Origin of the sequence: Streptomyces sp. NPDC049954 (genome assembly GCF_040656295.1) — a bacterium.
Classification (GTDB): domain Bacteria; phylum Actinomycetota; class Actinomycetes; order Streptomycetales; family Streptomycetaceae; genus Streptomyces.
The window spans coordinates 51,719-76,929 of the sequence record NZ_JBFALS010000023.1; the positions used below are offsets into that span (position 1 = coordinate 51,719).

Sequence of the window (25,211 nt, forward strand, 5' to 3'; positions counted from 1 at the left end):
GGCCTCCCGCGGGAAAAGACCTCTTCCTATGGTCACCCCGCCAAGACCTTCGGCGAACAGGTCACGGTGCCGAAGTCTCCGTGACGACGTCCTGCCCCTCGGCGGGTAGGCCGTCGGCTCCAGGAGGGTTCGACGCCTCGCTCGCGGTCTGGACCGCGGCCCAGTGACAGGCGACACCCGAAGAGCGGCCGTCGAGCACGGGGAGGTCCCGCGTACGGCAGTCGTCCGCGACGCCGGCGTCCTCCGCGGCACCGGAGGAGAGGATCTGGCACCGTGCGTGGAAGCGGCAGCCCGAGGGGATGCGGGAGGGGTCCGGCGGCTCACCGCTCAGCACGACCGGTTCGCCCTCGGCTTCGGGAAGCACGGACAGCAGTGCTCGCGTGTACGGATGCCGGGGCCGGGTCAGCACTTCTTCCACGGTGCCCACCTCGACGATGCGCCCCAGATACATGACGGCCACCCGGTCGGCGATGTTCCAGGCCAGTCCCAGGTCGTGCGTCACGACGAGTGCGGACAGCCCTAGTTCGTCGCGCAGGCGCAGCAGCAGCGCCAGGATCTCGCCCCGTACCGAGGCGTCGAGCGAGGCGACGGGTTCGTCGGCGATGATCAGCTCTGGTTCGAGCGCGAGCGCCCCGGCGATGACGACGCGCTGACGCTGCCCGCCCGACAGTTCGTGGGGGAAGCGCAGGAAGAAGCGCTCCGGGGGCCGGAGCCCCGCACGCGACAGGGCCTCAGCCACGGCGGCGCGTTCGTCGCCGGGATGGCGATGGATACGGAGCCCTTCGGCCACCGCGTCGTAGACCGTGTGGCGCGGGTTGAGGGAGCCGCTGGGGTCCTGGAGGACGAGTTGGGCACGCTTGCGGTACTTCTTCAGCGCACGGCTGCTGTAGTGCAGCGGTTCGCCCGCGAAGGTGACGCTGCCCGCGGTCGGCGTCACGAGGCCCAGCAGGGACCGGGCGAGCGTCGTCTTCCCACAGCCCGACTCGCCGACCAGCGCGACGATCTCGCCCGCGTCGATGTCGAGGTTCACTCCGTCCACGGCGCGGGCCGACGGCCCGCCCCGCCGCCCGGGAAACGTGATGTGCAGATCGGAGGCGCCGAGCAGCGGCGCCTGCGACGTGGTGGGCGTGGTGGACTTGGTCGGCGTGGTCATCAGGTCGTACTCCTAGCGTCGTCGCTCCCGCGCTGCGCGTCGTGCCCGTCGACCGACGGCTTCGAGACATCGCCCTGCCTCGCCCCGTCCCCGTCCTCGGCTGCGGGCGACGACTGGCCGCTCTCCTCGGCTTCTCCGGCACTGTTGGTGGTGCCCGTGGGCCCGGTAGCGCCAGTGGCTCCGGTGGTTCCGCTAGCGGCGGTTCCGTCAGAAGCAGCGGATGCCAGGTCGTCAGCGACGCCGTTCGCGTCCTCAACGGACTCGTCCTCGCTGCCCGGAACGCGCTCCGTTCCGCTCCGTACCGCCGCCCCGTCCCCGGCTCGCGTCGCCCCGTCTCCGGCTTCCGTCGCACCGTACCCGGGCCCTGCTGCGGCGTCCCGCGCCCTGGCGGCGCCCGCCGGGCCCTCGGCGTCCCCAGTGTCCTCCGAGCGCGCAGCGTCGGGCTCCGGGCGGGCAGCGACCGCGCCAGATGGCTCGGACGCGACCTCCGGACGTGGCGCCACCACCTCGTGGCTTCCGGGTGCCGTCGCCTCAGCCGACGCCCCGTCCTGTTCTGCAGCGGTGCCCTCCGTGGGAACGTCCTCCGCCGGAGCCAGGATGGAGACGGCTGTGGCGTCGTAGGCGGTGTCCGCCGCCGGGTCCTCGTCCACACGGACGCAGGCCGCGCGACGTTCCGGACCCGCGGCGCGCAGTGGCTGGTCCTCCGTCGCGCAGATGGGCAGCGCCACCGGACAGCGCGGGTGGAAGGTGCAGCCCGTCGGCAACGCCGCCGGGTCCGGAGGATCGCCCGGCAGACCGCGTGGCGCGTACCGCGACGCGAGGTCGCCGATCCGGGGGAACGCCGCGGACAACGCCGCCCCGTAAGGGTGCCGCGCGTCCTCGTACACCTGTCGCGCCGGCCCCTCCTCCACGACGCGCCCCGCGTACATCACGGCGAGCCGGTCGCAGGTGTCGGACAGCACGGCCAGGTCGTGGCTGATCATGATGAGGCCGATGTTCTTGTCCGTCACGAGGCCCTCGATCAGCCGCAGGATCTGCGCCTGGATCATGACGTCGAGTGCCGTCGTCGGCTCGTCGGCGACGATCAGTTGCGGATCGCACGCGAGCGCCATGGCGATCATGACGCGCTGCCGCTGCCCGCCGGACAACTCGTGCGGGTAGGCGGCGGCCCGGGATGCGGGGAGCCCCACCTGCTGGAGCAGCGCGCGTACCCGCTTACGGCCCTCCTCGGGACCGGCGAGACGGTGCAGCAGGATCGGTTCGAGGATCTGGTCACCGATACGGTGCACGGCGTTCAGCGAGTGCATCGCGCCTTGGAAGACGATGGAGGCCCCGGCCCAGCGGACGGCGCGCAGTCGCCCCCAGGCCATGGTGCGGACGTCCTCGCCGTCGAGCAGGATCTCGCCGCTCAAGCGCGCCCCCTGGGGCAGCAGCCGCAGCAGCGCCATGGCGAGGGTGGACTTGCCGCAGCCGGACTCCCCGGCGATCCCGAGCTTCTGCCCCGCGTGAAGGGTCAGATTGACACCCCGTACGGCGGGAACGGCGCGGGCGCCGACGCCGTAGGTGATGCTCAGGTCGCGGACGTCGAGCAAGGGGCGGGTGGCCCCGTCCGACGTGTCGGCGCGGGACGGGACGGCCTGCCCCGTCGTGGTGGTCGGTTCTGTCATCGTCGGTCCCCCAGCTTGGGGTTGAGCACGGACTCGATGGTGCGGCCGCACAGGGTGAAGGCGAGTGCGACGAGGGCGATGGCGAGACCGGGCGGGGCGAGGTACCACCAGTCACCCGCGCTCACCGCCCCGGCCTCGCGTGCGTCCTGAAGCAGCCCGCCCCAGGACACGATGATGGGGTCGCCGAGCCCCAGGAAGGCGAGGGTCGCCTCGGTGAGGATGGCGTTCGAGATGACCAGCGTCGTCTGGGCCAGGACGAGCGGCATCACGTTGGGCAGGACGTGGCGGGTCATGACGTGGCCGTGACCGCCACCGAGCGCGCGGGCGCGTTCGATGTACGGACGCGACTCGACGGAGAGGGTCTGCGCCCGCACGAGGCGCGCCGTCGTCGGCCAGGTGGTCACGCCAATGGCGAGGACGGTGGTCCACAGGGAGCGGTCCAGGACAGTGGCCAGGGCGATCGCCAGGACCAGCGTCGGCATGACCAGGAACCAGTCCGTGACCCGCATGATGACCGTGGAGTACCAGCCCTTGAAGTGCCCGGCGGTGACCCCCACGAGCGTGCCGATGGCCACGGACAGGAACGCCGCGAGGAGACCCACCGAGAGCGACACGCGGGCGCCCCACACGAGCAGTGCCAGTAGGTTCCTGCCGAACTGGTCGGTGCCCAGCGGGAAGTGTCCGCTCGGCTCCTCCAGCGGGCCGCCGGGAGCCTCCGTGACGCTCCGGGCGTTCTCGCCGGCCACGAGGGGTGCGGCGAGGGCCAGCACCGCGATGAGTACGAGGACGACGAGGCCCACGACGCCGGAACGGTGCGCGGCGTACTGCTTACAGAAACGATTCAGCGCGCGACGTCGGCGCGTCCAGGCCAGGGCGCGCGGGCTCGGCGGCGTGGGGGGCGTCGTCTGTTCGTCGGCGGCACCCGGGCCCTCCTGGGCCACGGGCGTGGTGTCGGTCGTCATCGGCCCACCCGGGGATCGAGCAATGGATAGATCACGTCGGCGAGGGTGTTCATCACGATCACCGCGGCGGCGAAGACGAAGAACAGCCCCTGCACGAGCGGCAGGTCGGGGACGCTCAGCGCCTGGTAGAAGAGCCCGCCGAGGCCGGGCCAGGAGAACACGGTCTCGACGAGGATGGAGCCCGCGACGGTGTTTCCGAGGTTCACGAAGAGCAGCGTCACGGTCGGCAGCATCGCGTTAGGCACGGCGTGCTTGCGGCGGACGAGATCGTCGCGCAGGCCCTTGGCACGCGCCGTCGTCAGGTAGTCGCTGCCCATCTCGTCGAGCAGGGAGGAGCGCATGACCAGGAGGGTGCGGGCGTACTCGACGGCGACCAGGGTGATGACGGGCAGCACCAGATGGTGCGCGACGTCCAGGACGTAGCCGAAACCGCTCTCGCCGCCCGTCTCCATCCCGCCGGTCGGGAAGAGCCCTGGAATGGGGCCGATGCCGACGGACAGCACGATGATCAGCAGCAGCCCGAGCCAGAACGAGGGCACGGAGTACAGCGTGAGGGCGAAGGCGGTGTGGAACCGGTCGCCGAATCGGCCGTGCCGCCACGCGCCGCGTGCGCCGAGCCAGATGCCGATGACGGTGTACAGCACGAACGCGATGCCCGTGAGCAGCAAGGTCGCGGGGAGCGCCTCGGTGATCTTGTCGATGACGGGGGCGTGGAACTGGTAGGAGGTGCCGAGGTCACCGGTGATCGCCTTGCCGCAGTACTCGGTGAACTGCTGCCACAGCGGCAGGTCCAGGCCGAACTCCTTGCGCATGGCGGTGAGCTGTTCCTGGGAGACCTGCTTACCGCCGGTCATGGCCTTGACGGGGTCCCCGGGGATCAGCCGGAAGAGGAAGAAACTGGTGACGAGGACGGCGAACAGGGAGATCACAGCGCCGAGCAGTTTTCCTGCTACGTAGCGCAGATACGCCAGTCCGTTGCCGGTGCGTGGACTGCGGGGCGCGGCCGCGGCCTGCGCCGTGCCGTGGGTGCCCGCGCTCTCCACGAGCGTGGGTGTGCTTTCGGTGCTCATGGGCTATTCACGGTCTTCCGCTGAGAGGTGCGCGGTCTTCCGCAGGACGAGGGAGAAGAGGGGACGGGGACGTCGCGGGCGGGGAGGGAGCGGGGGACGACGCAGGCGAGGGAGCGGGCGGACCGGACCTTCATAGTGCGTCACCGACGGACCAGGGTGCAGGTGGGGCGTGTAACTCGGGTGAAGGGTTGTCCTTGGCCCCGTCCCGGCGTCGGCGCGGCTGGCCCCGTGGCATATGCCACGGGGCCAGGCGCTGTGCCGCCACGGGACGCGGAGCCGGGGACGGCGTGCAGGGCGCGGGCGGCAGGGGAGAGGAGCGAGACGCGAGTCCACCCGCCCGGGCCAAGGCGCCGCTCCCTTCCGCCCGGCCGTGGCGCCACCCCCGCCTGCGCCACGGCCCCGCGCCCGCCCGCCCTGCGAACCGGGACTACTCGCGGTCCCAGGCCGTCGCGCGACGGCGCAGCCCGAAGAACACGCCGCCACCGACGAGCAGGACGAGGACCACGCCGATGCCGATCCAGAGGCCCGTCGAGGAACCGGAACCACCGTCGGACGCCGAGTCACCGACCGCGCCGGAGGAGGCACCCGAGGCGGGCTCGGCCGACCACCAGCTCCAGTAACCGTCCTGACCGAAGATGTTGCCCGCGGCGGTCGGCATGGTGGTGATGGACTTGATCTGGTCGGTCCGGTACGCCTCGACGGCGTTCGGATACGCCATGACGTTCATGTACCCCGAGTCGTACAGACGGGACTCCATCTGCTTGACGATGTCGGCGCGCTTGGCGGGGTCGTACTCGGCGAGCTGCTTCGCGTACAGCTCGTCGTACTTCTTGTCGCAGATGAAGTTGTCGGTCGCCGCGACCTCCTTGGGCTTGCTGGGCAGTGCGGCGCACGTGTGGATCGACAAGACGAAGTCCGGGTCGGGGTTGACGGACCAGCCGTCGAAGGCGAGGTCGTAGTCACCGGCGACCCACGGGTCGGTGACGTTGTCGAGACAGTCGATCTTCACGCCGATTCCGAGATCACCCCACCACTCCTGGAGGTACTTGCCGACCGCCTTGTCGTTGGGGTCGGTGGCGTGGCACAGCATGCGGTAGTTGAGCGGCTTGCCGTTCTTGCCGACGCGCTTGCCGTCGCCGTTCTTCTTGTAGCCCGCCTCGTCCAGCAGCTTGGCCGCCGCCTTCGGGTCATAGGCCAGTTCCTGGTCGGCCGAGGGCTGCCACGCGTAGTCGGAGAAGCGCGGTGGGATGTAGCCGGCCCCGGCCACCGCGTGGCCCTGGAAGACCCGGTCGAGGATCGTCTTGCGGTCGATCGACATGAACAGCGCGTGCCGTACCCGCTCATCGAGGAGCGAGGGGTCGCCGGTGCCGAACTTCTTGCCGTCCTTGGTCCTGGCGCCCGGGTTCGTGGCCAGGGCATAGAAACGGCGTCCGGGGCCCTCGTTGACCTTCACGTGGTCGGCGCTCTTCAGCGATGCCGCCTGGGCCGGCGTCAGGGCCGGGCTGCCGGCGACGAAGGAGACCTCGCCCTTGCGCAGCGCCGCCACGGCGGCGTCCTGGTCCTTGTAGTAGCGGAAGACGATGTTGTCGAACTTCGGGGCGCCGCGCCAGAAGTCCTTGTTGGCCTTCAGCTTGACGTAGCTGTCGACCTTGTAACCGGTGAGGACGAAGGGTCCGTTGCCGACGATCGGGAACTGCTTGTCGTTGTTGAACTTCGACAGGTCGCCGACCTTCTCCCACACGTGCTTGGGGACGATCGGCACGTCGAGCGCGGTCATCGTGGCCTGGGGCTTCTTCAGCTCCACGACGAGCTGGGTGGGACTGGGCGCCGTGACCTTCTTGAAGTTGCTGACGAAGCTGCCGTTCGCGGTGGCCGCGCCGGGGTCGGTCATCATCTTGTTGAACGTCCAGGCGGCGTCCTCCGCAGTGGCCTGCTCGCCGTCCGACCATTTCGAGTTCGACCGGATCGTGTAGGTCCAGGTCAACTTGTCCTCCGAGGACTTCCACTTGGTGGCGAGTCCTGGGACGACGTGGTTGTCCTTGGGGTCGTAGTTGGTCAGGAAGTCGTACATCAGCCGGGAGACGCTGGTGCTGACCAGGCGCTGCGCGAGGAACGGACTCAACGAGTCCACGCTCTGTGCGAGGGCGACGGTGAGCGTCGACTCCTCCGCCGCGGCGGCCGGGGCCGGAGCGGGGTTCAACGGAGTCGCGAGGGCCGCCGTCAAGGACAGCGCTGCGGCGCCCGCAGCGAGAATCAGCCGGAAACGGCCGAGCGAGCCGCGCCGTTCCGGACGGGGAAGTGCTAGTGATCTGCCGTGCTGTTCAGGAGTATCCATTGGCCGGTGACCTCGTGTCATCGCTCGCACATAGCTGGCTGGTTGATCATGATGCGCCGATTGGGTGATGTGAGTGTCTACCAGCGCTGGTCTAAACATGTCAACGACATGTGAACACTGCGTGGCCTGCGATAACGGCCGAGGGTCCGCACGATTTCGATCGTGCGGACCCTCATTGGTCTAGTCCCCTGAAACCCTATGGTGCGGGCGGTGCGGACGGGGCCGCCGGACCCTGGGGAGGCCACGGCGGCTGGTCCTGCGGCGTCCCGTCAGGAGCAGGGAACTGGCGGTGAAGTGCCCCGGGCGGCACTGGCTGACCTGGCTGGATTTCGCCAGGCGCCGCAGAGGACCGTCCGGGCTGCTGCGGGGCCACGGACGGAGGCTGCGGCACCGCGCCGGGATGCCCCGTCCGGTCGTACGGAGTGACAGCGGCGAAGGGCGCGGGACCCTCGGGCGCTCCCGGAACGCCCTGACCCTCCTGCCCCGAGGCGGCCCCGCTGTGCGGTGCGCCCGGTTCGGGCTGCCGCTGCGAGCTGTACGGGGCGGCGGGCTGCGGAGCTCCTCCCGGCGGGCCGACCTGACCGGGCTGCCCGGGGTAGCCGTACGGGGCGGCCTGCGCTGCGCCCGGAGCACCAGGCGCGCCCGGCGGCGACATCCGTGGCATCCCCGGCGCCCATTGCCCCTGCTGTCCCTGCGCGGGACCGTACGGGGCCTGAGGAGGTGCGCCCGGCGGCACCTGCTGTCCCGGCATCTGCTGCCCGGGCATCGGGGGCGCGGCTACCGGCGGAGGGTTGCCGTCGGACGTCCACAGGCCGTGCGCCTGCTGATGCCGTACGAAGTCCTCCGCGACGATCGCCGAGAGGTGGAAGTACGCCTCGCGCACCTTCGGGCGCATCATGTCGAGGTTCACCTCGGCCCCGGCGGCCAAGTGCTCGTCGAAGGGCACCACGACCACTTCGCGGCAGCGGGTCCTGAAGTGCGCCACGATGTCGTCGACCTTGATCATCTTGCCGGTCTCCCGCACCCCGGAGATGACGGTGACGCTGCGCTGGACGAGCTCGGCGTAGCCGTGCGCCGCGAGCCAGTCGAGGGTGGTACTGGCGCTGGACGCCCCGTCCACCGAAGGGGTGGACACGATGATGAGCTGGTCGGCCAGATCGAGTACACCGCGCATGGCGCTGTACAGCAGCCCCGTCCCCGAGTCGGTGAGGATGATCGGGTACTGCCGTCCGAGAACGTCGATCGCTCGCCGGTAGTCCTCGTCGTTGAACGCCGTGGACACGGCCGGGTCCACGTCGTTGGCGATGATCTCCAGCCCGGACGGAGCCTGCGAGGTGAAGCGCCGGATGTCCATGTAGCTGTTCAGGTACGGGATGGCCTGCACCAGATCCCGGATCGTCGCCCCGGTCTCGCGCCGCACCCGTCGGCCGAGGGTCCCGGCGTCCGGGTTGGCGTCGATCGCGAGGATCTTGTCCTGCCGCTCCGTGGCGAGGGTCGCCCCGAGAGCGGTCGTGGTCGTGGTCTTGCCGACGCCGCCCTTGAGGCTGATGACGGCGATGCGGTAGCAGGACAGCACGGGAGTCCGGATCAGGTTCAGACGTCGCTGCCGCTCGGCCTCCTCCTTCTTGCCGCCGATACGGAACCGCGACCCCCCCGACACGGGGCGGCTGCTGCGCGTCTTCGGCTTGTTGTTCCGCAGCAGCCGGTCCGAGGACAGTTCCACTGCGGCGGTGTAACCGATCGGTGCTCCGGGGTGGGTACGTTGCCGCTGATCGTGCTGCATCGGCTGCGGCCACGCCGTACCGATCCGGGGGTCGACGGGGCCCTGGGACGGCGCCTGCTCACCCCCGGCCGGCGCCCCGTGCTGTGGAGCGGCGGCCCCGTAGGGGGGATCTGACGGTGCTCCGGGGACCGGCGGAGTACCGGTGGGCGCCGGTGCGGGTTGGGGTGCGCCGGGAGCGGGCAGCTGCTGAGCCACGGGCTGCTGCTCCGGTGCCAGTGGCGGTGGCGGGGCTTGTGGTGGTTGCGGAGCGCCCGAATGCTGCGGAGCGCCCGGACGCCCCCACTGCTGTCCCGGCTGCGGTCCGTGGGACTGAGGTCGAGCCTGCGGCGGAAGGGGGCCCGGATAGAGTGGCTGCCCCTGTGGCGGCTGCTGCGGGCGGGCCTCCTGACGGGGCGACGGAAAGCCGTACGCGGAGGGCCCCGTGGCCTGAGCGCCCTGCCCCGGTCCCGGGACGTCGGCAGGAGGCGACGGTGGGAACCCGTATCCCTGCGGACCACCTTCGGGGGCGGGCCCCGTGGAGGCCGGAGCGACGGGCGGGAACCCGTATCCGCTCTGCGGCGTTCCGGGAGCCGGAAAGCCGTATCCGCTTTGCGGCGTTCCCGGCTGCGGGAACCCGTACCCGGGCCGGGCACCGGACGGGGCGGACGACGGGGGGCCGGTCGGCCCGGACGGGGCCGACGGCGACGGGGCGGACGGGGCAGCGGGATACGACGGGGCCGGATGCGCCGGGGCCGGCGCGGCGGCGTCGGCACTCCCCGGTGTCTGAGGACCTGCCGAATCCGCTACGTCCGCCGTCGGCTTGATGCCTTCTGCCGCCCGCGACAGATTGGCGTGCGGCGGTGGGACGAGCCCGGGAAGTGCCTGCCCCTCAAGGGAGGCCGGAGGCCAGGGGCGCGGCGCCCGGGGTGCCACGGGAGACGGAGCCCGGTCCGATGCCGACGGCGCAGCATCAGGGGCGGCATCCTCGGGAGCGTCTTCCCGGGACGTGTCGTCCCGTGACGTGCCGGTCTCGGCCTCGGCCTGCGCCGCATCGGGGCGCGAGGGCTGCGCCGGAGCGGCGAGTTCGAAACTCGGCGGCAGCGGGAGCCCCACGGGGGGCGTGGCGGGACGACTCCACGGCTGCCCGCCGCCCACCGGACCCGCCTGGTCCGGCGGCGCCTGCGAGACGTCGTACGTCGGGACGGCGTCCTGCGGTTCCGCGGCGTCATACCGTTCTGCGGCGTAGTCCGGGGCTTGTGCGTCTGAGGAACCCCGCGGGTCCCCGGGGTCCGCAACATCCGCAGATGCCTCGATCGGTGCCGCGCTGAGGGGATGCCCGTCGTGGAGACGTACGTCATGGGGAGGCATGTCACGGGGAGGCACGTCATGGGGACGTACGTCGGACGGTGTCGCGTCGGGACGGGGCGGAGCGTCCTGCGGCGACGTCGTGCCCCACGGTGCGGCGGCGCCCTGCGGGGGTGCCGCGGCGGGCAGCTCGGAGGCGGCGGGGGCGTGCCCGAGGGCGTCCTGGGGCAGGGCGTCCCTGGGAAGGGCGTCCGAGGGCACGGGGCGGTCCGCTCCGGTTGCGCCTTCGGTGCCGTACGGGATCGGCGCACCGTGCCGTGCCTGGGCCCCGTCCTGCGATGAGTCGCCGGTCGTGCTCGCCGAGCGGGAGGTGTCCGACGGCGCGGCGTCCCAGGGGGCACGGCTGCCGACGGGGCCGACCACCGAGGCGGCGGCATCGGCTGTTCCGGAGCCCACGGGGGAGGGCCCGACGGTGTCAGCGGCGCCGTCCCCTTCTGATCCCGGCGCCGCCCCGTCGGTTCCCGGCGTGCCGAAGCGCCCCGCCCCGGCATCCGCCTCAGCAGGGGCGGACGCGTGCACGGAGTGAAGATCACCGAGGCCGCGGCTCTCGCGGTCCTCGCCGCTGCTCTCGTCTCCGAGACCGCCGCGGCCGTCCGCCCCGTACGGCTCGGCGGCCGCGTCTGTCCGGCCTGTTCCGTCGGCCTCACGGGCCGTTCCTGCCCCATTGGCCTTTCCGTCCCCGGCGGCCCCGTCCGAGTGCGCCACATCTTTGGTGGCGCCCGCACCGTCCGCCGCGTCCGAAGGGATCGGCTTCGCCGGGGCGCTGCTCGCCGTTCCGCCGACTTCGACTTCGACTTCGCCGGGAAAGGGGACATCGGCATGCTGGTTGTCGCCGCCGCCCTGGCTCCCGCGTACGACGTTCGCGTCCTCGCTCGCGCCGGTGAGGCCGTCGCCGTCCCGCCCTGCTGCCAGGGAGGGGGATCCGACGGCCCCGGAGGGACGGGAACCAGCCCCGTCATCGGTGCCACCACCGGCTGTGCCGCCCTCGGGCGCGGGCACGTCGTTCCTCGTGGCCCAGCCCACAGCGGCGTCGGCATCGCTCGCCGCGGCCGCGGCCGCCTTGTGCCGCTCGCGCAACTGTCGTTGCAGGGATGACGCGGAGAAACGCATCGTCGTGGCGCTCTCCACGTCGCCGTTGGCGAGGCCGGCGGCGGCATCGGCGTCCGGTCCCTCGCCCGTGCCGTTGGCGAAGGCTCCGGCGGCGGGCGCGAAGCCGCCTCCCACGGGCAGCCCCGGAACGCGCGGGGCAGTGCCGGTCGGCGGCGTGAAGCCCGTGGCCGCGGGAGAAGTGGAGGCCACCGGCCCGGATGGAGCAGGAGCAGGAGCAGGAGACGGTGCCGGCGGTGGCGCGGGCGGTGTGAAGGACAGGGGCGTCTGGGACGCGTGCGTGGACCGGGATCCGGGCGACGAGACCGACGCCTCGGTCGAACTGTCCGACGCGTGCTGGGTGTACCAGGCGTCCGGGGTGCGCCCGATCGTGAATTCCCCCGTCGACTCCACGGGCGACTCCACGTCCGAGTGATCACCAGGCGACTGAGCGTCCGAGTGGTCATGCACGCGATCGTTCGCATGGTCGCTCGGACGGTCTGCGGAGTGGTCAGCGCCGGACGTGGCCCAGCCTCCGTGATTGCCGTCCTGGTCGCTGCTCACAGTTCCTCCAGTTGGTCGGCACCTCTTGCGGCATCGGGGCGGTCACGCCGCGTCTGCCCGCTGGGACAACCGCCCAAGGAACAACAAGGGCCGTGAACAACCGGGCCCGCCCCGTCGGGCGCCGGAACCGGCGGTGAGCACCCGTCGGACTACGCCCGGTACCAGACTAGTCATCACGTATGCCGATCCGGCAGGCCTGTTCGTGGGGCCAGTTGGGGCCGTTGTGTCACTTTCCTGCCCGTGTACGTGATTCACGCCCGGCGCCACTGGCTCCTCAACTCTGGTCATAGGCGTCGTATCCCACCCGGTTCACTGCGTAATCCCGGGCAGACTCGCACGTAATTGAACCCGTTTGAGTTACATATCACTGCGTGATCCCGGCCAGAGGATGTCGGAAAACGACAGGTGATTCCCGAACGGCCGACCGGTGCCTCCGCTGCGCCCGGATCTCGGCCCTGCCGCTGCTCGTCCTCTGCGCCCCCGCTGCTCGTGCGAGCGAGCGCGATGCTCCGTCGCATATGCCGCCCCGTGGGCCGCGTCGCCCCGTCGCTGGTCTCCGGGCGCACCGTCGCATATGCCGATCTGCGCCACATCGCATATGCCGACCCGCACCGTCGTACATGCCAAGACGGTCGCGCCGAGGACGCGCGTCCTTCTGCTGCGCGCGCCGTCGACCCGACGGGGCGCAGTAGAAGGACGCGCATGCCCCGTACCCCGCTCTCCCGACTGTTCCAGGCGCACGGGGCGTACGGCCTACTGCAGATCGAACTCCCCGTCGCGTGCGCCGAGGACGAACGCGGTCCACTCGGCTTCCGTGTAGCGCAGCACCGTGTCGTGATCGAGGGACGAGCGCATGGCCACGCCGCCGCCCGGGAGGTGGGCGATCTCCACCCGCTCCTCGTCGGGGGAGGTGCCGGGTGGGCCGGACCACTCGACGCCCGAGATGTCCAGCGCGTACAGCTCGTTCTTCTCCCGCTCCTTCCGTGCCTTGGTCTCCTCGTCCATCTCCTGCTGTGGAGCAGGTGCTGCGGCGCTCTTCTCCTGGGGCATGAGGGGCTCGTCCTTCCCGGTCTGATGTGGCGACGACCCGTAGGCCGTCCAGCGGCCCGGTGCCAAGGCCCGGGCTCGACAGATTACTTGGCCGCCCGGCCGACGTGGGCCGGAACGAACTGGTCCCGCGACAAAGGCAACGGGCTCGTCACAGGACCTGTCGTACCCCGTTCAGGGCGAGGGCGGATGGCTACGTTGACGCCATGTCGTCAACAGGTACGCATGCGTTCACAGCAGGCTGGCATCATTCCGTTCACCACCACTACCACCACAGCCACACCTCCTCCGGTGCAGGGGTCTCCGGGCTGCCGCCCTGGTGGGTGTGGGTGCTCGTGATCGGTCTCATCGTGCTTGCCGTGTGGCATCACCGGCGCAGTTCGTGACCGCGCCCCGTCCTCCGTCGGAAAGCCTCCACAGGAAGCCCTGTCGGGAGCCTCCACCCGAAAGCCCTTCACTGCGGGAGACCTCCCCCGGCCCCCAGGTTCCCCCCTCGCTCCTCCGCCTGGGATCTCTCCCGTCATGGCTCCCTTCGTGGCTCCCGACGTGTCATGGCTCCCGACGTGGCTCCCCGATGCCCTCCCGTGTTTCGCGCTCCCGAGACATGCGCCGCACCGTCCCGGAGACCACCCCTTCCGGAACCCCGGCCGAACACTGCTCCGCGCAGCCGCACGCCGCTCCGCCCGCGATGGCCGCTCCGCACGATGACGGCGACGGGGCGGAAGCGTCCGCCCCGTGTTCCGGTGCGCGGACGGCCCCGACGCACCCCGTGCGGCCTGTCCCGAACGGACTGGTAACCTGGACGACGGCCGTTTGTGTACGCGTTCCCGGAGGCTCTGGGAGCTGCGCCCAGCGCGCCCCGCCTCCCGAGTAACGGAAGCTCTCCTGAGATCAAGACCAGGGGCACTCGGTGGCCGCGAAGTCCCACAAGGAGTATCGAGTGTCGCTCGACGCCGCTACGAAGAAGCAGATCATGTCCGAGTTCGCCACCAAGGAGGGTGACACCGGTTCTCCCGAGGTGCAGGTCGCGATGCTGTCGCGCCGGATCTCGGACCTGACCGAGCACCTCAAGACGCACAAGCACGACCACCACTCCCGCCGTGGTCTGCTCATCCTGGTCGGCCAGCGTCGCCGCCTTCTGCAGTACCTGGCCAAGAAGGACATCGCGCGCTTCCGTGTCCTCGTCGAGCGCCTCGGCATCCGCCGCGGTGCGGCGGGCGCCCGCTAAGACGCCATGAAGGGAGCGGTTCCCACACGCGGGGGCCGCTCCCTTTGCCGTACGCGCCGTTACGTGCCGTACCTGTCGCACGTGCGGCGGAATACGTTGTACGTGCGGCGGGCGCCGGTCGCTTTGTAGTCTGGGGCTGTACACGCGTCGGCGCGAGCGTCACCGCATGCGTCATGCGCGGCGTACGCGAGCAGAGCAAGACGCGTAGGACGAGCATGACGGCCGCGCAGGCGGCCGGGACAACACGCCGGGCACCGGACCGGGACACCGGACTGCTGACCGGGACAACAGAAGAAAGAAGCCGGTCTCGCGCGAGCGAGGACCGGTGCACCTACCACCCTGGGGTGGCGCGGGCGTCAGCACGGCGCCGTGACGGACACTCGTTCCGTCACATCTGCCGCTCCGGTACGCATACGCAGGACACACGAGGGGAAGCGACTCCACGTCGCAGCCGGTCCTCGGTAGTGGCCCTCGGAAGGCAGGGACGCATCCCGTCCCCGATCCGGGTGCTTCGATCGAAGACCGGCCAGGAACCGGAGCGCTTCTCCGCCCGCCGCCCCGCCACACGGGCAGGGCGGCGAAAGACGACACGCAGTACGAGACGTAAATGGAGAAACCCCTGGTGGAGAACGAGACCCACTACGCCGAAGCCGTCATCGACAATGGCACCTTCGGCACCCGCACCATTCGCTTCGAGACGGGCCGCCTGGCCAAGCAGGCCGCCGGCTCCGCCGTGGCGTACCTGGACGACGACACCATGGTGCTGTCGGCCACCACCGCGTCCAAGAACCCCAAGGACCAGCTCGACTTCTTCCCCCTCACGGTGGACGTCGAGGAGCGGATGTACGCGGCCGGCAAGATCCCCGGCTCCTTCTTCCGCCGCGAGGGCCGGCCCTCCGAGGACGCGATCCTCACCTGCCGCCTGATCGACCGGCCGCTGCGCCCCTCCTTCAAGAAGGGCCTGCGCAACGAGATCCAGATCGTCGAGACGATCATGGCGCTCAACCCCGACCACCTGTACGACGTGGTCGCGATCAACGCCGCCTCCTGCTCCACGCAGCTGGCCGGCCTGCCCTTCTCCGGCCCGATCGGCGGCACCCGTGTCGCGCTCATCAAGGGCCAGTGGGTCGCGTTCCCGACGCACACCGAGCTCGAGGACGCCGTCTTCGACATGGTCGTCGCCGGTCGCGTCCTGGAGGACGGCGACGTCGCGATCATGATGGTCGAGGCCGAGGCCACCGAGAAGACGATCCAGCTCGTCGCCGGTGGCGCCACCGCGCCCACCGAGGAGGTCGTCGCCGCCGGTCTCGACGCCGCGAAGCCCTTCATCAAGGTGCTCTGCAAGGCCCAGGCCGAGCTGGCCGCCAAGGCCGCCAAGCCGACCGGTGAGTTCCCGATCTTCCTGGACTTCCAGGACGACGTGTACGAGGCCCTGACCGCCGCCGTCCTCGGCGAGCTGGCCCAGGCCCTCACCATCGCGGGCAAGCAGGAGCGCGAGGCCGAGCTGGACCGCGTCAAGGGCCTCGCCGCCGAGAAGCTGCTCCCGCAGTTCGAAGGCCGCGAGAAGGAGATCTCCGCCGCATACCGCGCCCTCACCAAGGCCGTGGTCCGCGAGCGCGTGATCAAGGACAAGAAGCGCATCGACGGCCGCGGCGTCACGGACATCCGTACGCTGGCCGCCGAGGTCGAGGCCATCCCGCGCGTCCACGGCTCGGCCCTGTTCGAGCGCGGCGAGACCCAGATCCTGGGCGTCACCACGCTGAACATGCTGCGCATGGAGCAGCAGCTGGACACCCTCTCCCCGGTGACCCGCAAGCGCTACATGCACAACTACAACTTCCCGCCGTACTCCACCGGCGAGACCGGCCGCGTCGGCTCCCCCAAGCGGCGCGAGATCGGCCACGGCGCCCTCGCCGAGCGCGCCCTCGTCCCGGTCCTGCCGGCCCGCGAGGACTTCCCCTACGCGATCCGCCAGGTCTCCGAGGCCCTCGGCTCCAACGGTTCCACGTCGATGGGCTCCGTCTGCGCCTCCACCATGTCGCTGCTGAACGCCGGTGTGCCCCTCAAGGCCCCCGTCGCCGGTATCGCCATGGGCCTCATCTCGCAGCAGATCGAGGGCGAGACCCACTACGTCACCCTCACCGACATCCTCGGTGTCGAGGACGCCTTCGGCGACATGGACTTCAAGGTCGCCGGCACCAAGGAGTTCGTCACCGCCCTTCAGCTCGACACCAAGCTGGACGGCATCCCCGCCTCCGTCCTGGCCGCCGCGCTCAAGCAGGCCCGTGACGCCCGCCTCCACATCCTCGACGTGATGATGGAAGCGATCGACACGCCGGACGAGATGTCCCCCAACGCCCCGCGGATCATCACCGTCAAGATCCCCGTGGACAAGATCGGCGAGGTCATCGGCCCGAAGGGCAAGATGATCAACCAGATCCAGGAGGACACCGGCGCCGACATCACGATCGAGGACGACGGCACCATCTACATCGGTGCCGCCGACGGGCCCTCCGCCGAGGCCGCCCGCGCCACGATCAACGGCATCGCCAACCCGACCATGCCGGAGGTCGGCGAGCGCTACCTGGGTACGGTCGTCAAGACCACCACCTTCGGTGCGTTCGTGTCCCTGCTGCCCGGCAAGGACGGACTGCTGCACATCTCGCAGATCCGCAAGCTGGCCGGCGGCAAGCGCGTGGAGAACGTCGAGGACGTCCTCGGGGTGGGCCAGAAGGTCCAGGTCGAGATCGCCGAGATCGACTCCCGCGGGAAGCTCTCCCTCATCCCCGTCGTCGAGGGTGAAGAGAACGACGAGAAGAAGGACGACACGGACAAGTGACGTCACGCAGTTCCACGACGACGGCCCGCCCCTCCACCAGGGGGCGGGCCGTCGCCCGTACCCAAACCCTCCTCAAGGGCAGGGACGGCATCGGCACCGTCCGCCGCACCACGCTCCCCGGCGGTCTGCGCGTCGTCACCGAGACCCTGCCCTCCGTCCGGTCGGCGACCTTCGGGATCTGGGCGAACGTCGGCTCCCGTGACGAGACGCCCACCCTCAACGGGGCGACGCACTACCTCGAACACCTTCTGTTCAAGGGCACCGCCAAACGCTCCGCGCTCGACATCTCCGCCGCGATCGACGAGGTCGGCGGTGAGATGAACGCTTTCACGGCGAAGGAGTACACCTGCTACTACGCGCGGGTCCTCGACACCGATCTGCCGCTCGCCATCGACGTCGTCTGCGACATGCTGACCGGTTCCACCCTGGAGCCCGAGGACGTCGACGCCGAGCGCGGCGTCATCCTCGAAGAGATCGCCATGACCGAGGACGACCCGGGCGACTGCGTGCACGACCTGTTCGCGCACACGATGCTCGGGGACACCCCTCTCGGCCGCCCCGTGCTCGGCACCGTCGACACGATCAACGCCCTCGGACGCGACCAGATCGCCCGCTTCTACAAACGGCACTACGACCCGACCCACCTCGTGGTGGCCGCCGCCGGCAACGTCGACCACGCCAAGGTCGTACGGCAGGTCCGCGCCGCCTTCGAGCGCGCCGGGGCCCTCGGCCGGGAGGACGCCGTTCCCGTCGGCCCCCGCGAAGGGACGCGCAGCCTGCGCACCGCCGGCCGCGTCGAGGTCCTGGGCCGCAAGACCGAGCAGGCCCACGTCATCCTCGGCATGCCGGGCCTGGCCCGCACCGACGACCGGCGCTGGGCCATGAGCGTCCTGAGCACCGCGCTGGGCGGCGGTATGTCCTCGCGCCTGTTCCAGGAAGTGCGCGAGAAGCGGGGCCTCGCCTACAGCGTGTACGCCTACACCTCGTCCTTCGCCGACTGCGGCCTCTTCGGGGTCTACGCGGGATGCCGCCCCGCGCAGGTGGATGACGTGCTCAAGATCTGCCGCGACGAACTCGACAACGTCGCGCAGAACGGCCTGAGCGACGACGAGATCCGCCGCGCCATCGGCCAGCTCGCGGGCTCCACCGTCCTGGGCCTGGAGGACACCGGCGCGCTCATGAACCGGATAGGCAAGAGCGAGCTGTGCTGGGGCGAACAGATCTCGGTCGACGACCTGCTCGGCAACATCGCCGCCGTCACCCCCGACGAGGTGCGCGAGGTCGCGCGTGACATCCTCGGCAAGCGGCCCTCGCTGTCGGTCATCGGCCCGCTCAAGGACAAGCAGACGGCCCGTCTGCACGAGTCCGTCGCCTGAGCCGTCCCGCGGTCCCCTCCCCGCCCCATCCCGAAGGAAGCAGGACATGAGCAAGCTGCGCGTGGCCGTCATCGGCGCCAAGGGCCGGATCGGCTCCGAGGCCGTCCGTGCCGTCGAGGACGCCGAGGACCTGGAGCTGGTGGCCACCGTCGGCCGGGGCGACTCGCTGGACGCCCTGACCGAGGCGGGCGCCCAGGTCGCCGTCGAACTGACGACGCCCTCCTCGGTCATGGAGAACCTCGACTTCTGCGTACGACGGGGCATCCACGCCGTCGTCGGGACGACCGGCTGGACCGAGGACCGCCTCGCGCAGCTGCACGGATGGCTGGACGCCGCGCCGGGCACCGGCGTGCTCATCGCGCCGAACTTCTCGATCGGCGCCGTGCTCAGTATGAAATTCGCCCAGCAGGCGGCGCCGTACTTCGAGTCCGTCGAGGTCATCGAACTGCACCACCCGAACAAGGCGGACGCCCCGTCCGGTACGGCGACCCGCACCGCCCAGCTCATCGCCGAGGCCCGTTCAGCGGCCGGCAGCGCCCCGCAACCGGATGCCACCGCCACCGCGCTGGACGGTGCCCGGGGCGCCGACGTGGACGGCGTGCACGTCCACTCGGTACGGCTGCGCGGCCTCCTGGCCCACCAGGAGGTAATGCTCGGCGGAGCGGGGGAGACCCTTACCATCCGGCACGACTCGCTGCACCACAGCAGCTTCATGCCGGGCATCCTGCTCGGCGTACGACGCGTCGTCGACACCCCCGGGCTGACCTTCGGCCTGGAACACTTCCTCGACCTGAACTGACCGGGGCCACCTGATGCGAGCAAAGATCACCTACACGATCACCGCGCTGGTCCTGGTCTTCTACTTCGTGCTGGTCGGGGAGCGCGGCTACTGGCTGATCAGGGAAGGCACACTGATCTCCGTCACCTTCGGTGTGGCGGTGCTCATCCTCCCGCTGATCGGCGTCTGGTTCCTGTGGCAGAACACCCGCTTCGCGCTCCGTGCCAACGCGCTCGCGGTGGAGCTGGAGGCCGAGGGGGGCCTGCCCGTCGACGAACTGGAGCGCACTCCCTCAGGCCGTATCGACCGGGCCTCGGCCGACGCCGTCTTCGCACGTCGCAAGAGTGAGGCGGAGGACCGTCCGGACGACTGGCGCTGCTGGTTCCGGCTGGCCGTCGCCTATCGGGACGCCCGTGACACGCCTCGTGCCCGCAAGGCCATGCAGCACGCGATGGCCCTCCACGACCGCTCCGCGCCGTCCACGGCCCGGCCACGCGGCGCCTGAGGACGCGAGCCGGGCAAACAAGCAGGGGCGGGTGGCACCCACACCGGGTGCCACCCGCCCCTCTTCAGTCCCTCAGCCCGTACGACGCCGCTGTCCGCGGTACGTCGCGTTACGCCACCGGCCCCGTGGCATATTCGTCCGCCCACACCTCAAGCGAGTCGGCGGCCCGTTCGAAGCCCTCGGGACGGGACAGGAAGTCTGCGCTGTGGTCGGAGATGAGTGCTCCCGGGGCGCTCTGCCGCTTCGGCGTGAGGACGACGGCCTGGCCCTGGACCGTCCGCGGCAACCCGAGCAGACGTACCGGCTGCTGGATGGTGCGTACCGACACGACCTGGTTCCACTGGTAGGTCCTGGTCTGGAGGAAGCCGACCCGGCGCAGACCGCGCGAACTGACCCAGGCGCCGGCGCGCAGCAGCCGCAGCGCGGACACGATGATCACCAGGGCGAGGACAGCGCAGACAACCGCGCCACCGGTCCCGCCCGCCAGCACCGTGGCGGTGGCCGCCAGCAGGACGAAGGCGGCGAGCAGCAGGAGCACCGCTGCCGAGCCGACCCGCCAGGGGCCCGGGCGATAGGGGCGACGCCAGACGTCACGGTTCTCGTACGGCAGCGCGACGTCGTCGGCGCCCTCGTCGAAAGTGCGGTCCGCCGTAAGAAAGGGCAGGGGCACGCTGATCCTCACTCAATCCACGCACGAAGGGGGGCTTGTGACGGGTGAGGCTACCGAGGCCCCCGGGGCTGCACCACCCCGGGGCCCGGCGTCGGCCGGTGGAGGGGCGCAGGAGCGGAGCCGCCCCTGCCCCCGCACGTGCGTCAGCGGCCCTGAAGTGTCGCACGGGACGGAGCCGGCTGTGGAGGGTCAGCGATGGTCCGAGGCCTCGGACTGCTGGACGTGGTGCGTGGACTGCTCGGGGGACAGAGCGGGCAGCCCGAACAGGAGCGAGCCGGCGAAGCCGGCGGCGACGGTCAGGCCCACCAGGACCCGACCGAGCAGCTGTCCCCTGCTCGCGCGCACGCGGGGCGGGGGTGTGACATTACTGCGGAACTTCTCTGCTTCGGCGATGAAGGCAAAGGGAACAGGCTCACGCCGACGGAACATGGAAGGCGCTTCTCCTCGGAAACTCGTCGGAAAAATCTCATATCACGGTACTTCCGCCACGATCTTCCGAACGCGACGGCTCCACCCGGACAGACGAGCGAGAGGCCCCATCGGTGCCCGCTTTGGCGAAGTTCGCAAAAAAATGTCGCGAACCACCGCTTCGCGGAGCGCTGTCAGTACCGGCCCGTACAGTGGACGCCGCCCGAGTGACACGACCGGAAGGACCATCGCAGGTGTCTGAGACTTCTCAGGTGACCCCCGCAGAGATCACCAAACCCACGTTCCGCAGCGACATCACGGTGGAGCTGGTGAAGCACTCCGCCGCGGACTCGGACGTGCTGTGGGCCGCCCGGGTCTCGACTGCGGGTGAGCAGTCGCTCGACGAGCTGACCAAGGACCCCGAGCGGTCCAGGGGCCTGATCAACTACCTCATGAGGGACCGCCACGGCAGCCCCTTCGAGCACAACTCGATGACCTTCTTCATCAACGCGCCGATCTTCGTGTTCCGTGAGTTCATGCGCCACCGGGTGGGCTGGTCGTACAACGAGGAGTCGGGCCGCTACCGGGAGCTCCAGCCGGTGTTCTACGTCCCCGGAGAGTCCCGCAAGCTCGTCCAGGAGGGGCGCCCCGGCAAGTACGTGTTCACGGAGGGCACCGCCGGCCAGCACGAGCTGACCGGGCGCGTCATGGAGGACTCCTACCGACAGGCGTACGAGTCGTACCAGGAGATGCTCGCCGCCGGAATCGCCCGCGAGGTCGCCCGTGCGGTCCTGCCGGTCGGACTTTTCTCGTCGATGTACGCGACGTGCAACGCGCGCTCCCTCATGCACTTCCTCAGCCTGCGGACCCAGCACGAGCTGGCCACGGTTCCCTCCTTCCCGCAGCGCGAGATCGAGATGGTCGGTGAGCGCATGGAGGAGGCCTGGGCGCGCCTCATGCCGCTCACCCATGCGGCCTTCAACAAGAACGGCCGCGTGGCCCCTTGACCCCGGTTACCGCACGCAGAAGACCGGCGGGCGGGCACAGATGTACGGACCGCCCCCGAGAAGTGTCCGTATTGCGGCATTTCGAGAAGTTCAACTAGCCTGATCGAACGGGCCCGGCGCTGCGTGAACCCCCGAGCAGGCAGCGCCGGGCCCCCTTCACGACACCCTCGCGTCCGTGCGTGCGCTACGACCGGATTTCAGCTGTTCGGGGCGGTGCCCGCGCCCGCCCCCGCAGCCCCGAAGGGCGATCCCGGGCCGAGCAGCGAGTAGCGTGTTACCCATGGCTTTGACCTCCACTCCGCAGACCCCCTTCGGGCGGGTCCTCACCGCCATGGTCACGCCCTTCACGGCGGACGGCGATCTCGACCTCGACGGCGCGCAGCGGCTCGCCGCCCACCTGGTGGACGCAGGCAACGACGGCCTGGTCATCAACGGCACCACCGGAGAGTCGCCCACGACCAGCGACGCGGAGAAAGCCGAACTCGTACGAGCGGTAGTGGAGGCCGTGGGCGACCGTGCCCACGTGATCGCGGGCGTCGGCACCAACGACACCCGCCACAGCATCGAACTGGCCCGCTCGGCGGAGGCCGTCGGCGCGCACGGGCTGCTCACGGTCACCCCGTACTACAACAAGCCCCCGCAGGAGGGGCTCTTCCGGCACTTCACGGCGATCGCCGACTCCACGGAGCTGCCGGTCATGCTGTACGACATCCCCGGGCGAAGCGGTGTCCCGATCAACACGGAGACCCTGGTAAGGCTGGCCGAGCACCCTCGGATCGTCGCCAACAAGGACGCCAAGGGCGATCTCGGGCGGGCCGGCTGGGCCATCGCCCGCTGCCCCCTGGCCTGGTACTCGGGCGACGACATGCTGAACCTCCCGCTGCTGTCGGTCGGTGCCGTCGGCTTCGTGTCGGTGGTCGGCCACGTCGTCACCCCCGAGCTGCGCTCCCTGCTGGACGCACACCTGTCCGGGGACGTGCAGAAGGCCACCGAGATCCACCAGCGGCTGCTCCCCGTCTTCACGGGCATGTTCCGCACGCAGGGCGTCATGACCACGAAGGCGGCGCTCACCCTCCAGGGGCTCCCCGCGGGTCCGCTGCGGCTCCCGATGATCGAGCTGTCGGCGGAGGAGATCGCCCAGCTCAAGATCGACCTTGCGGCCGGTGGGGTAGAACTCACCGCACAGACTTCATAACCGAATAAGCGCGAAGGTGTAGAAATCGGACGGAAGTCCTTCCGTCCGCGGCCTGCGCCTCGACCAAGCCAACGACAACAGCACGAAACGTCATGCGCGCCACGTGCCCCGGCACGTGGCGCGCATGGTTGAGGAGAGTCTTTTGAGTCATCCGCACCCTGAACTCGGCCCGCCCCCGAAGCTCGCCGAAGGCGGCCTGAGGGTCACGCCGCTCGGCGGTCTCGGTGAGATCGGCCGCAACATGACCGTTTTCGAATTCGGCGGGCGTCTGCTGATCGTCGACTGCGGAGTGCTCTTCCCCGAGGAGGAGCAGCCCGGAATCGACCTGATCCTTCCGGATTTCACCTCGATCCGGAACCGCCTCGACGACATCGAGGGCATCGTCCTCACGCACGGCCACGAGGACCACATCGGCGCGGTGCCGTACCTGCTGCGCGAGAAGCCGGACATCCCGCTGATCGGTTCCAAGCTGACCCTCGCGCTGATCGAGGCGAAGCTCCAGGAGCACCGCATCCGGCCGTACACGCTGGAGGTGGTGGAGGGAAACCGGGAGCGCATCGGCCCCTTCGACTGCGAGTTCATCGCGGTCAACCACTCCATCCCGGACGCGCTGGCGGTGGCGATCCGTACGCCCGCGGGCATGGTCGTGCACACCGGCGACTTCAAGATGGACCAGCTGCCGCTGGACCGTCGCCTCACGGACCTGCCGACCTTCGCCCGGCTCGGCGAGGAGGGCATCGACCTCCTGCTGACGGACTCCACCAACGCCGAGGTACCCGGTTTCACGCCGCACGAGCGCGATATCTCGAACGTGCTGCGCCAGGTGTTCGGCTCGGCGCGCAAGCGCATCATCGTCGCGAGCTTCGCGAGCCACGTGCACCGCATCCAGCAGGTACTGGACGCCGCGCACGAGTACGGCCGGCGCGTGGCGTTCGTCGGGCGCTCGATGGTGCGGAACATGGGTATCGCCCGTGACCTGGGCTATCTGCGCGTGCCCGCCGGTCTCGTCGTCGACGTGAAGACGCTGGACGACCTGCCGGACGAAGAGGTCGTCCTGGTCTGCACCGGTTCGCAGGGCGAGCCGATGGCCGCGCTCTCGCGCATGGCCAACCGTGATCACCAGATCCGCATCGTCCAGGGCGACACCGTGGTGCTCGCCTCCTCGCTGATCCCGGGCAACGAGAACGCGGTCTACCGCGTGATCAACGGCCTGACGAGGTGGGGAGCGAACGTCGTCCACAAGGGCAACGCGAAGGTCCACGTCTCCGGGCACGCCTCGGCCGGCGAGCTGCTGTACTTCTACAACATCTGCAAGCCGAAGAACCTGATGCCGGTGCACGGTGAGTGGCGCCATCTTCGGGCCAACGCGGAGCTGGGCGCCCTGACCGGGGTGCCGCACGACCGCATCGTGATCGCCGAGGACGGCGTGGTCGTCGACCTCATCAAGGGCAAGGCCCGGATCACGGGCAAGGTGCAGGCCGGCTACGTGTACGTCGACGGCCTCTCGGTCGGTGACGTCACGGAGACCTCGCTGAAGGACCGCCGCATCCTCGGGGACGAGGGCATCATCTCGGTCTTCGTCGTGGTGGACTCCACCACGGGCAAGATCACCGGAGGCCCGCACATCCAGGCGCGTGGTTCCGGGATCGAGGACTCGGCCTTCAGCGCGGTGATCCCGAAGGTCAACGAGGTTCTGGAGCGGTCCGCTCAGGACGGTGTGGTGGAACCGCACCAGCTTCAGCAGCTGATCCGGCGCACGCTGGGCAAGTGGGTGTCGGACAACTACCGCCGGCGCCCGATGATCCTGCCGGTCGTGGTCGAGGTCTGACCCGCCGTCAGTAGCGTTGCCTGGAGCGGGGCGCCCGGATTTGCATCCGGGCGCCCCGCTCCAGTACGTTTGGCAACACCGCCGCTTCGGAGCCCAGCATCTTTGTGTGCTGGAAGCCCTGAACGGGGCGGGAAGTCCGACTCAGAACTTCTGATAAAGTCGGACTCGCCGGAAAGGGAAACGGAAAAGCCGAAAGGCCGGACCGGGAACCGGAAAGGCACCGAGGAAATCAGGGCCGCGAGGATCTGATAGAGTCGGGAACACGAAATATCGAAGGGAAGCGCCCGGAGGAAAGCCCGAGAGGGTGAGTACAAAGGAAGCGTCCGTTCCTTGAGAACTCAACAGCGTGCCAAAAGTCAACGCCAG

General features: G+C 70.0%; 19 protein-coding genes and 1 pseudogene. 9 read left to right on the forward strand and 11 right to left on the reverse strand.

All coding sequences use genetic code 11. The features are described from left to right. Positions 1-61: 61 nt before the first annotated feature. The 6 genes from AB0J21_RS32280 to AB0J21_RS32305 all read right to left on the reverse strand — a co-directional run bounded on the left by AB0J21_RS32280 (position 62) and on the right by AB0J21_RS32305 (position 10,317). Positions 62-1,153: an ABC transporter ATP-binding protein gene (locus tag AB0J21_RS32280; RefSeq protein WP_363149713.1), complete on the reverse strand. Its 1,092-nt coding sequence runs from the start codon at positions 1,151-1,153 to the stop codon at positions 62-64. Further along, complete coding sequence (locus AB0J21_RS32285) at positions 1,153-2,820, reverse strand: oligopeptide/dipeptide ABC transporter ATP-binding protein (protein WP_363149714.1); 1,668 nt, start codon at positions 2,818-2,820, stop codon at positions 1,153-1,155. Before AB0J21_RS32285 ends, AB0J21_RS32280 begins: the two co-directional genes overlap by 1 nt. Next, positions 2,817-3,782: an ABC transporter permease gene (locus AB0J21_RS32290; RefSeq protein WP_363149715.1), complete on the reverse strand. Its 966-nt coding sequence runs from the start codon at positions 3,780-3,782 to the stop codon at positions 2,817-2,819. Before AB0J21_RS32290 ends, AB0J21_RS32285 begins: the two co-directional genes overlap by 4 nt. Then, complete coding sequence (locus AB0J21_RS32295; RefSeq protein ID WP_363149716.1) at positions 3,779-4,852, reverse strand: ABC transporter permease; 1,074 nt, start codon at positions 4,850-4,852, stop codon at positions 3,779-3,781. Before AB0J21_RS32295 ends, AB0J21_RS32290 begins: the two co-directional genes overlap by 4 nt. Positions 4,853-5,279: 427 nt before the next feature. After that, positions 5,280-7,187 carry an ABC transporter substrate-binding protein gene (locus tag AB0J21_RS32300; RefSeq protein WP_363149717.1) on the reverse strand — a complete coding sequence of 636 codons (1,908 nt, stop codon included), beginning with the start codon at positions 7,185-7,187 and terminating at the stop codon, positions 5,280-5,282. Between the two features lie 196 nt (positions 7,188-7,383). After that, a complete protein-coding gene (locus AB0J21_RS32305) occupies positions 7,384-10,317 on the reverse strand; it encodes an AAA family ATPase (RefSeq protein WP_363149731.1) in 2,934 nt (977 codons plus the stop codon). 1,354 nt (positions 10,318-11,671) lie between these two features. Between AB0J21_RS32305 and AB0J21_RS32310 the strand changes: the two genes are divergently transcribed. Beyond that, entirely contained in the window at positions 11,672-11,836 is a 165-nt protein-coding gene (locus tag AB0J21_RS32310; RefSeq protein WP_363149733.1) for a hypothetical protein, read from the forward strand. On the opposite strand, the pseudogene AB0J21_RS32315 reads toward AB0J21_RS32310, so the two are convergent. Together AB0J21_RS32315 and AB0J21_RS32320 are read right to left on the reverse strand one after the other, a co-directional pair. After that, a pseudogene (locus AB0J21_RS32315) lies at positions 11,809-11,964 on the reverse strand (hypothetical protein); the annotation flags it as partial. The gene AB0J21_RS32310 and the pseudogene AB0J21_RS32315 sit on opposite strands and share 28 nt — an antisense overlap. 753 nt (positions 11,965-12,717) lie before the next feature. Next, complete coding sequence (locus tag AB0J21_RS32320) at positions 12,718-13,014, reverse strand: DUF397 domain-containing protein (protein ID WP_363149718.1); 297 nt, start codon at positions 13,012-13,014, stop codon at positions 12,718-12,720. Positions 13,015-13,951: 937 nt separating this feature from the next. On the opposite strand from AB0J21_RS32320, the gene rpsO reads away from it, so the two are divergent. From rpsO to AB0J21_RS32345, 5 genes are all read left to right on the forward strand, one after another. Next, on the forward strand, positions 13,952-14,239 hold the full coding sequence (gene rpsO, locus AB0J21_RS32325) for a 30S ribosomal protein S15 (protein ID WP_363149719.1): 288 nt from the start codon (positions 13,952-13,954) through the stop codon (positions 14,237-14,239). A 622-nt stretch (positions 14,240-14,861) separates the two neighbouring features. Further along, complete coding sequence (locus AB0J21_RS32330) at positions 14,862-17,078, forward strand: polyribonucleotide nucleotidyltransferase (RefSeq protein ID WP_363149732.1); 2,217 nt, start codon at positions 14,862-14,864, stop codon at positions 17,076-17,078. Continuing rightward, positions 17,075-18,454, forward strand: a complete 1,380-nt coding sequence (locus AB0J21_RS32335) for a pitrilysin family protein (protein ID WP_363149720.1) — start codon at positions 17,075-17,077, stop codon at positions 18,452-18,454. The genes AB0J21_RS32330 and AB0J21_RS32335 overlap by 4 nt, the downstream gene beginning before the upstream one ends. A 46-nt stretch (positions 18,455-18,500) precedes the next feature. Next, positions 18,501-19,253: a 4-hydroxy-tetrahydrodipicolinate reductase gene (gene dapB, locus AB0J21_RS32340; RefSeq protein WP_363149721.1), complete on the forward strand. Its 753-nt coding sequence runs from the start codon at positions 18,501-18,503 to the stop codon at positions 19,251-19,253. Positions 19,254-19,266: 13 nt separating this feature from the next. Next, the gene (locus tag AB0J21_RS32345; RefSeq protein ID WP_363149722.1) at positions 19,267-19,737 is read left to right on the forward strand and encodes a hypothetical protein; all 471 of its coding nucleotides are present in this window, start codon (positions 19,267-19,269) and stop codon (positions 19,735-19,737) included. Between the two features lie 109 nt (positions 19,738-19,846). Here AB0J21_RS32345 and AB0J21_RS32350 read toward each other — a convergent pair whose 3' ends face one another. Both AB0J21_RS32350 and AB0J21_RS32355 read right to left on the reverse strand, forming a co-directional pair. Further along, positions 19,847-20,407, reverse strand: a complete 561-nt coding sequence (locus AB0J21_RS32350; protein WP_363149723.1) for a hypothetical protein — start codon at positions 20,405-20,407, stop codon at positions 19,847-19,849. A 189-nt stretch (positions 20,408-20,596) separates the two neighbouring features. Then, positions 20,597-20,836: a hypothetical protein gene (locus tag AB0J21_RS32355; RefSeq protein ID WP_363149724.1), complete on the reverse strand. Its 240-nt coding sequence runs from the start codon at positions 20,834-20,836 to the stop codon at positions 20,597-20,599. A gap of 233 nt (positions 20,837-21,069) precedes the next feature. On the opposite strand from AB0J21_RS32355, the gene thyX reads away from it, so the two are divergent. From thyX to AB0J21_RS32370, 3 genes are all read left to right on the forward strand, one after another. Next, positions 21,070-21,822 carry an FAD-dependent thymidylate synthase gene (gene thyX, locus AB0J21_RS32360; RefSeq protein ID WP_363149725.1) on the forward strand — a complete coding sequence of 251 codons (753 nt, stop codon included), beginning with the start codon at positions 21,070-21,072 and terminating at the stop codon, positions 21,820-21,822. A 280-nt stretch (positions 21,823-22,102) separates the two neighbouring features. Next, positions 22,103-23,017: a 4-hydroxy-tetrahydrodipicolinate synthase gene (dapA, locus tag AB0J21_RS32365; protein ID WP_363149726.1), complete on the forward strand. Its 915-nt coding sequence runs from the start codon at positions 22,103-22,105 to the stop codon at positions 23,015-23,017. 142 nt (positions 23,018-23,159) lie between these two features. Continuing rightward, positions 23,160-24,845, forward strand: a complete 1,686-nt coding sequence (locus AB0J21_RS32370) for a ribonuclease J (RefSeq protein ID WP_363149727.1) — start codon at positions 23,160-23,162, stop codon at positions 24,843-24,845. Between the two features lie 141 nt (positions 24,846-24,986). On the opposite strand, the gene AB0J21_RS32375 is transcribed toward AB0J21_RS32370, so the two are convergent. Beyond that, on the reverse strand, positions 24,987-25,211 hold a 225-nt coding region (locus tag AB0J21_RS32375; protein ID WP_363149728.1), incomplete at its 5' end, for a hypothetical protein.